Source organism: Paenibacillus sp. Paensp38 (assembly GCF_059491915.1).
Genome location: NZ_CP168516.1, coordinates 4607501 through 4615000, shown reverse-complemented (window position 1 = coordinate 4615000; position 7500 = coordinate 4607501). Strand labels below are relative to the sequence as shown.

Here is a 7500-nt window from a genome sequence, read left to right as displayed (position 1 = left end):
TTGATGCTTGCATCAGGGGTAGGGGAGCGTTGAATGCGGGTTGAAGGTGTACCGTAAGGAGCGCTGGACTGCATTCAAGTGAGAATGCCGGTATGAGTAACGAAAAGATCTGTGAGAATCAGATCCGCCGAAAGCCTAAGGGTTCCTGAGGAAGGTTCGTCCGCTCAGGGTAAGTCGGGACCTAAGGCGAGGCCGATAGGCGTAGTCGAAGGACAACAGGTCGAAATTCCTGTACCACCGTAATCCGTTATGAGCAATGGGGTGACGCAGTAGGGTAGTGACGCGGACTGATGGATGTCCGTCTAAGCAGTGAGGCTGATGTGTAGGCAAATCCGCACATCGTAAGGCTGGGCTGTGATGGGGAGCGAAAATTGTAGTAGCGAAGGTCATGATCTCAGACTGCCAAGAAAAGCCTCTAGCCAGGAGAAGGTGCCCGTACCGCAAACCGACACAGGTAGGCGAGAAGAGAATTCTAAGGCGCGCGGAAGAACTCTCGTTAAGGAACTCGGCAAAATGACCCCGTAACTTCGGGAGAAGGGGTGCCTCGGTAGGGTGAATAGCCCGAGGGGGCCGCAGTGAAAAGGCCCAAGCGACTGTTTAGCAAAAACACAGGTCTGTGCGAAGCCGCAAGGCGAAGTATACGGGCTGACGCCTGCCCGGTGCTGGAAGGTTAAGGGGAGTGGTAAGCTCGCAAGAGCGAAGCTATGAACCGAAGCCCCAGTAAACGGCGGCCGTAACTATAACGGTCCTAAGGTAGCGAAATTCCTTGTCAGGTAAATTCTGACCCGCACGAATGGCGTAACGACTTGGGCGCTGTCTCAACGAGAGATCCGGTGAAATTTTAATACCTGTGAAGATGCAGGTTACCCGCGACAAGACGGAAAGACCCCATGGAGCTTTACTGCAGCTTGATATTGAATTTGGGTACGATCTGTACAGGATAGGTGGGAGCCGTCGAACTTTGAGCGCCAGCTTGAAGGGAGGCATCCTTGGGATACCACCCTGATCGTATCTAGGTTCTAACTTGGTACCGTAAACCGGTACGAGGACAGTGTCAGGTGGGCAGTTTGACTGGGGCGGTCGCCTCCTAAAGAGTAACGGAGGCGCCCCAAGGTTCCCTCAGAATGGTTGGAAATCATTCGAAGAGTGCAAAGGCAGAAGGGAGCTTGACTGCGAGACCTACAAGTCGAGCAGGGACGAAAGTCGGGCTTAGTGATCCGGTGGTACCGCATGGAAGGGCCATCGCTCAACGGATAAAAGCTACCCTGGGGATAACAGGCTTATCTCCCCCAAGAGTCCACATCGACGGGGAGGTTTGGCACCTCGATGTCGGCTCATCGCATCCTGGGGCTGAAGTAGGTCCCAAGGGTTGGGCTGTTCGCCCATTAAAGCGGTACGCGAGCTGGGTTCAGAACGTCGTGAGACAGTTCGGTCCCTATCTGTCGTGGGCGTAGGAAATTTGAGAGGAGCTGTCCTTAGTACGAGAGGACCGGGATGGACGTACCGCTGGTGTACCAGTTGTTCCGCCAGGAGCACCGCTGGGTAGCTATGTACGGAAGGGATAAGCGCTGAAAGCATCTAAGCGTGAAGCCCCCCTCAAGATGAGATTTCCCAGTATGTAAGACCCCTTGAAGACGACGAGGTGGATAGGTTGGGGGTGGAAGTGCAGTAATGCATGGAGCTGACCAATACTAATCGGTCGAGGGCTTATCCTAAGATAAAACGCAAATGAGTTTCGGATCCAGTTTTCAAGGTGTAACCTTGAAGGTATGTAGAAATACATACAACAAGCGCATAGCTATTCATTCACACGATAAGTGATGAAGCGAATATCATACGAAAGAATTTACGATGTAAATTCATGTTTGGTGGCGATAGCGGAGGGGTTCCACACGTACCCATCCCGAACACGACCGTTAAGCCCTCCAGCGCCGATGGTACTTGGACCGCAGGGTCCTGGGAGAGTAGGACGTCGCCAAGCGATATCCTTTAGAGGATGATAAATTTTTACATGTTAGGGCCTTTAGCTCAGCTGGTTAGAGCGCACCCCTGATAAGGGTGAGGTCGGTGGTTCGAGTCCACTAAGGCCCACCACTTCTAGAATAACAAAAAGATTGGGGCCATAGCTCAGCTGGGAGAGCGCCTGCCTTGCACGCAGGAGGTCAGCGGTTCGATCCCGCTTGGCTCCACCAATATTCCCTGATAGCTCAGTTGGTAGAGCACTCGACTGTTAATCGAGTTGTCACAGGTTCGAGTCCTGTTCGGGGAGCCATATTTTGAATATTTCTGAATTTTATATATTAAGGTGGCGGCGTAGCTCAGCTGGCTAGAGCGTACGGTTCATACCCGTGAGGTCGGGGGTTCGATCCCCTCTGCCGCTACTCGGAGAGATACCCAAGTGGCTATAAGGGGACCCTCTGCTAAGGGGTTAGACTGCGAAAGTGGTGCGAGGGTTCGAATCCCTCTCTCTCCGCCATCAATTTATTGAGACCAGAACTTATTTTGCAAGGCCCGTTGGTCAAGGGGTTAAGACACCTCCCTTTCACGGAGGTAACAGGGGTTCGAATCCCCTACGGGTCATAATATGGAGGCTTAGCTCAGCTGGGAGAGCATCTGCCTTACAAGCAGAGGGTCGGGGGTTCGATCCCCTCAGCCTCCACCATAAGAAAATTTGAGAATGCCTTTTAATGTCGCGGGGTGGAGCAGTTCGGTAGCTCGTCGGGCTCATAACCCGAAGGTCGTAGGTTCAAATCCTGCCCCCGCAATTAATTTCCTATTGGAAATGCCTCTGGAACTGTGGTGTAGAGGCCTAACATGCCTGCCTGTCACGCAGGAGATCGCGGGTTCGAATCCCGTCAGTTCCGCCATTTTAACTTCATATATAATTGGCATATATAATGCGGTTATATGATGTAGTAATAAAATAAAATATGGCTCGGTAGCTCAGTCGGTAGAGCAGAGGACTGAAAATCCTCGTGTCGGCGGTTCGATTCCGTCCCGAGCCACCTTTCAAGTGGGAAATGAGTAATGTGCCGGTGTAGCTCAACTGGTAGAGCAACTGACTTGTAATCAGTAGGTTGGGGGTTCAAGTCCTCTCGCCGGCACCATTTTGGAGGATTAGCGAAGTGGCCAAACGCATCAGACTGTAAATCTGCTCCCTTACGGGTTCGGTGGTTCGAATCCATCATCCTCCACCAGTCTTTTCATAATCATATGGCGGTCGTGGCGAAGTGGTTAACGCACCGGACTGTGACTCCGGCATTCGTGGGTTCAAGCCCCATCGGCCGCCCTTTATTCTTAATCTATTGGGGATTAGCCAAGCGGTAAGGCAACGGACTTTGACTCCGTCATGCATAGGTTCAAATCCTATATCCCCAGCCATTAAGAGCCATTAGCTCAGTTGGTAGAGCACCTGACTTTTAATCAGGGTGTCGAAGGTTCGAGTCCTTCATGGCTCACCATTTATAATTATTTTGCGGTCGTGGCGGAATTGGCAGACGCGCACGGTTCAGGTCCGTGTGGGCTAACCCCCGTGGAGGTTCGAGTCCTCTCGACCGCACCATATTTTGCGGACGTGGCTCAGCGGTAGAGCATCGCCTTGCCAAGGCGAGGGTCGCGGGTTCGATTCCCGTCGTCCGCTCCATTATCCATACGGCGCCATAGCCAAGTGGTAAGGCAAAGCTCTGCAAAAGCTTCATCCCCAGTTCAAATCTGGGTGGCGCCTTGACTACTCATTATGGAATTTAATATGCGCCCTTAGCTCAGCTGGATAGAGCGTTTGACTACGAATCAAAAGGCCGGGAGTTCGAATCTCTCAGGGCGCGCCATTTCTTAAAAAATGTATAATGTCGGGATGTAGCTCAGCTTGGTAGAGCACCTGGTTTGGGACCAGGGGGTCGCATGTTCAAATCGTGTCATCCCGATACTGTTTTGCGGGTGTAGTTCAATGGTAGAACTCCAGCCTTCCAAGCTGGTAGCGTGGGTTCGATTCCCATCACCCGCTTTTTGCTATAGCGGATTCTTGTTGCCTCAGTGGTGACACCTTATAAATAAAGAGAGCCTGTCTGGGGACAGAGCTCTCTCTTTTTTTGTATTTATCCTCATGTAATCCACAATGTGTTGATTATCCATAATCTTCGGTATCGGTGTATATCGTTCTGATCATACAACTGGCATACACCGATAACCGATCTAGTGGACAGTTTTTATACGGGAATGGTCAGCTGGATGGAGGTTCCCTCGTCTGGAGCAGAGGTTATGCTCATAAATCCCCCTACCCCTCTAGCTCGTTCTTCCATACTGAACAATCCAACTCCCTCTCCTTGGGACTTTCCAGAGAATCCAATGCCTTTATCCCGAATGGTCACTTGTATCATTTCATTTTGATCCTCAACGTCGACATATGCCTCTGCTACATCTGCGTATTTGGCTACATTCGTTAACGCCTCTTGTACAATCCGATAAATTGTAATTTCCTTGCGAATATCAACCCGTTTACGTAGATTGCATTGAAAATGCACCTCAATCCCGTAATGAGAACAGAAGTTTTCAATATAGGTTCTTATGGCTGGGACGACACCCAGATCATCCAGAACTGAGGGACGAAGTTCCCACGCTAGACCACGAACATCTTTGATGATGTCGGTCACCTGCGAACGAAGATTCTCCAGAGTAGCACTAGGTTGTTCGGCAAGTTGGCTATCCAATTGGATAATAAGTGAAAATAAGCTTTGCCCTATCCCATCATGCAGCTCTCTTGAAAAGCGTTTACGTTCTTCTTCCTGTATTTGCATGACTTGTGTCATCATAGACTGAAGTTCAGCTTCTACTCTCTTCAGTTTAGTGACCTCATTGCGGATCGCTAAGTACTGATAGGGTTTACCTTCCTCGTCCATAAACGGAACGATCGTAGTATTCACCCAGTAGTAGCTGTTATCTTTAGCACGATTACGTATTTCTCCTTGCCATACCTCACCTGAACGGATCGTAGTCCACAGATTTTTCATGAAGGCGGGGGTATGATAGCCTGAATTAATGAGACGATGATCCTGACCGATCAACTCTTCACGACTGTATTGCGAAATCTCACAGAACTTGTCGTTTACGTACTGAATAATACCTCGATGATCGGTCAAAGCAACGATGGAAGACGCATCTAGAGCAAATTTCAGATTGGATAATTGGTGGAGTGAGTTACGCAGCGCATGAAGAAAAGGGGATTCTGGTATATAAATTTCCAGATCATTCAGCAGTTTATCGGTTGATTCACCAAAGGCATGCTGCAGTAAAGGGTTAGAAGGTTCATTCATAATGGAGCAGCCCCTTTTTTAGTGCGAATTTGACTAGCTCAGGTCGTGTTTTCAAGTTAAGCTTCTCCATAAGATTGCTTTTATGGGACTCTACGGTTTTGACACTAATCACCAGGTGCTCGGCAATTTCCTTGTTGGCATATCCTTTGGCTACCCAGGATAGAATCTCTTTCTCCCGCTCAGACAAGGATTCATAGGGTCCGGCTATGCCTTCCTGTTTGATTTTGTCCAGATATTCACTCATCAGTCGTTTGGTTGCATTCGGGTACAAATAGGCACTACCTTCGGCCACAGACTGGATGGCAGCGAGTAACTCCTCGTGAGGTGCGCTTTTTAAAATATATCCGGATGCTCCAGCCTGAATGGCTCGGAATAGATATTCTTCATCGTCATGCATCGTTAAAATAAGGACTTCTGTATTGGGCAACTGTTTTTTTAATTCAGTGGTTGCCGTGAGACCATCTTTGCCAGGTGGCATGCTAAAATCCATGAGCACAACATGAGGTTGTAACTCCACTGCCTTGCAGATAGCCTCATCCCCGTCTGCTGCATCTCCTACTACCTTAATACCGTTTTTGCCGTCCAATAGGGCCATGAGGCCAGAACGTACGACAACGTGATCATCCACTACTAGTATACGAATCAATTTGTCATCCCCTCGAACGGTAAAAAACCGTACGTTTTGTCATAATCATAGCAAATTTTAGGGATTTCAATCAACAAAGATAGTTAGGGACAGCTATATCAAGTATCTGATGAGGTTCATTATCTATAGAAACATTGTTGAGCTATGGAGTGAGAGGGTAAGCACATAGTTGGCTAAGGCGTTGAGCGACTTGAGTAGCCTCGGCTATATCAGACTCTGTGAACATCCTCACATCACGATTACCAAGAAGCAGCACACCGTTGGGCAGATCCCCTGTGCTGGAAAAGGGAATGGCAACAGCAGAGTGAAGCTGCTCGGCCAGCATTAGTGCACATTCCTGACGCAGACGTATACTACCTGATAGCAAAGCACTTACAGTTACGGTACGTCCCAAGCGAACAGCCATCCCGGCAATACCATGGCCAATCTTAAAAGAAATAAGGCGATAGCGATTGCTTCGGCTGCCGGAGGCGTAATACCAATGCAACTTACCACCTGACTTGGACATAAATGCAAGGGCAGTGAGATCACCATAAATAGTATCTCTCAACTGGTTCAGTTCTTTTCGCATTTCATCCGTTATTTGTAGCATAGAAGACACATCCTTTTTCATAACCAAACTATATCTCTAGTTCATTGTAGTTTCGACAGTTGCAAAAGTAGATCGGGGAACCCCCTGATCTATAGGCGCAGGAAACACTGACTTTTCATCTGGTCGGATAAGGAGTAGGGAAATGGTCGATAAATGGGGCGTTAGCTTACTTCAGAAGTGATATTTATCACAGCAAATCAGGGAGTAGGAAGGTATAAAATCAGGTGTTCTCCCGATAACAACCCAGGCGTTAAAACATTATGATATAGATATCAGGTAAACACGAGGAGGACGCTAACATGCAAGCCACTTGTATGGAACGGTTTGGGGACGAAGCGGAACGCACGGGAATTCAGATTTATTTGACAGATGAGCATTTTGATCTGCTAAAAGATATTATGTCCTGGAAGAAGGTAAAGGCAGGCGTTATGCTTTTCCGAGAGGGCGATGATGCAGAGCAGCTTTATTATATACATTCAGGTCATGTCAAACTTCGTAAATCGACAGAAGATGGTAAAGAACTGATTCTGACCATTCAGCATCAAGGCGACTTAATTGGGGAATTTAGCGGGATAGATGGAGAAGAGTATAGTTGCACTGCGGAAACAGCCGATGTGTGTGAGTTAGGCGTCGTGCTTGTTAAGGATCTGGAGTCGCTCTTGTCCAAAAATGGGGAAATGGCACTTCAGTTCATCCAGTGGATGGCGATGAAGCAACGCATTATGCAATCGCGTTTTCGGGACTTACTGTTGTATGGTAAAACTGGAGCGTTAGCGTCTACATTGATCCGTGCTAGCAATACATGTGGCGTGGCTGTGAAGGATGGCATTTTACTAAATATGAAGCTAAGTCACTCCGAATTAGGTGAGATGATTGGAGCGACGCGCGAGAGTGTGAACCGGATGCTGAGCGCGCTGAAAGAACAGGGAACCCTAGATACAAGGGATGGAAAG

General features: G+C 48.6%; 4 protein-coding genes, 21 tRNA genes and 2 rRNA genes (2 of these 27 only partly in view). 24 read left to right on the top strand and 3 right to left on the bottom strand.

Annotated features, from left to right (window positions below; all coding sequences use genetic code 11):
• The 23 genes from ACEN8J_RS20470 to ACEN8J_RS20360 form a co-directional block, all read left to right on the top strand.
• Positions 1-1715: ribosomal RNA gene (locus tag ACEN8J_RS20470) — 23S ribosomal RNA — on the top strand; it begins 1212 nt to the left of the window's first position.
• Between the two features lie 149 nt (positions 1716-1864).
• Positions 1865-1981: ribosomal RNA gene (gene rrf / locus ACEN8J_RS20465) — 5S ribosomal RNA — on the top strand.
• Between the two features lie 36 nt (positions 1982-2017).
• Positions 2018-2094: transfer RNA gene (locus ACEN8J_RS20460), tRNA-Ile, on the top strand.
• A 22-nt stretch (positions 2095-2116) separates the two neighbouring features.
• A tRNA-Ala gene (locus tag ACEN8J_RS20455) sits at positions 2117-2192 on the top strand.
• A 4-nt stretch (positions 2193-2196) separates the two neighbouring features.
• Positions 2197-2272 (top strand) — tRNA-Asn (locus ACEN8J_RS20450).
• A gap of 35 nt (positions 2273-2307) precedes the next feature.
• Positions 2308-2381 (top strand) — tRNA-Met (locus ACEN8J_RS20445).
• A 3-nt stretch (positions 2382-2384) separates the two neighbouring features.
• Positions 2385-2476 (top strand) — tRNA-Ser (locus ACEN8J_RS20440).
• 32 nt (positions 2477-2508) lie between these two features.
• Positions 2509-2580, top strand: a tRNA-Glu gene (locus ACEN8J_RS20435).
• A gap of 6 nt (positions 2581-2586) precedes the next feature.
• Positions 2587-2662, top strand: a tRNA-Val gene (locus ACEN8J_RS20430).
• Between the two features lie 29 nt (positions 2663-2691).
• A tRNA-Met gene (locus ACEN8J_RS20425) sits at positions 2692-2765 on the top strand.
• 25 nt (positions 2766-2790) lie between these two features.
• Positions 2791-2867, top strand: a tRNA-Asp gene (locus tag ACEN8J_RS20420).
• A gap of 65 nt (positions 2868-2932) precedes the next feature.
• Positions 2933-3005 (top strand) — tRNA-Phe (locus tag ACEN8J_RS20415).
• 26 nt (positions 3006-3031) lie between these two features.
• Positions 3032-3107: transfer RNA gene (locus tag ACEN8J_RS20410), tRNA-Thr, on the top strand.
• Between the two features lie 4 nt (positions 3108-3111).
• A tRNA-Tyr gene (locus ACEN8J_RS20405) sits at positions 3112-3197 on the top strand.
• Between the two features lie 19 nt (positions 3198-3216).
• Positions 3217-3289, top strand: a tRNA-His gene (locus ACEN8J_RS20400).
• Positions 3290-3306: 17 nt separating this feature from the next.
• Positions 3307-3381: transfer RNA gene (locus ACEN8J_RS20395), tRNA-Gln, on the top strand.
• Between the two features lie 4 nt (positions 3382-3385).
• Positions 3386-3461 (top strand) — tRNA-Lys (locus ACEN8J_RS20390).
• A gap of 14 nt (positions 3462-3475) precedes the next feature.
• Positions 3476-3562 (top strand) — tRNA-Leu (locus ACEN8J_RS20385).
• 6 nt (positions 3563-3568) lie between these two features.
• Positions 3569-3643, top strand: a tRNA-Gly gene (locus ACEN8J_RS20380).
• A gap of 10 nt (positions 3644-3653) precedes the next feature.
• A tRNA-Cys gene (locus ACEN8J_RS20375) sits at positions 3654-3724 on the top strand.
• Positions 3725-3750: 26 nt separating this feature from the next.
• Positions 3751-3827: transfer RNA gene (locus ACEN8J_RS20370), tRNA-Arg, on the top strand.
• 22 nt (positions 3828-3849) lie between these two features.
• Positions 3850-3923: transfer RNA gene (locus ACEN8J_RS20365), tRNA-Pro, on the top strand.
• A 9-nt stretch (positions 3924-3932) separates the two neighbouring features.
• Positions 3933-4003: transfer RNA gene (locus ACEN8J_RS20360), tRNA-Gly, on the top strand.
• 202 nt (positions 4004-4205) lie between these two features.
• On the opposite strand, the gene ACEN8J_RS20355 is transcribed toward ACEN8J_RS20360, so the two are convergent.
• The 3 genes from ACEN8J_RS20355 to ACEN8J_RS20345 form a co-directional block, all read right to left on the bottom strand.
• On the bottom strand, positions 4206-5309 hold the full coding sequence (locus ACEN8J_RS20355) for a PAS domain-containing sensor histidine kinase (protein WP_342425560.1): 1104 nt from the start codon (positions 5307-5309) through the stop codon (positions 4206-4208).
• Positions 5302-5955, bottom strand: coding sequence for a response regulator (locus ACEN8J_RS20350; protein WP_342425561.1), 654 nt, complete (start codon positions 5953-5955; stop codon positions 5302-5304). Before ACEN8J_RS20350 ends, ACEN8J_RS20355 begins: the two co-directional genes overlap by 8 nt.
• Positions 5956-6097: 142 nt before the next feature.
• Positions 6098-6547, bottom strand: a complete 450-nt coding sequence (locus ACEN8J_RS20345; RefSeq protein ID WP_029516025.1) for a GAF domain-containing protein — start codon at positions 6545-6547, stop codon at positions 6098-6100.
• A 299-nt stretch (positions 6548-6846) separates the two neighbouring features.
• Between ACEN8J_RS20345 and ACEN8J_RS20340 the strand changes: the two genes are divergently transcribed.
• Positions 6847-7500 carry the 5' portion of a Crp/Fnr family transcriptional regulator gene (locus tag ACEN8J_RS20340; protein WP_029516024.1) on the top strand. It continues 87 nt past the right edge of the window, so the window shows 654 of its 741 coding nt (coding positions 1-654); it begins with the start codon at positions 6847-6849; the stop codon falls past the right edge of the window.

What these genes read in the sequence shown, in the direction of transcription:
- ACEN8J_RS20345 (WP_029516025.1), bottom strand. Translation starts at nt 6,547, where the DNA reads ATGCTACAAATAACGGATGAAATGCGAAAAGAACTGAACCAGTTGAGA.
- ACEN8J_RS20355 (WP_342425560.1), bottom strand. Translation starts at nt 5,309, where the DNA reads ATGAATGAACCTTCTAACCCTTTACTGCAGCATGCCTTTGGTGAATCA.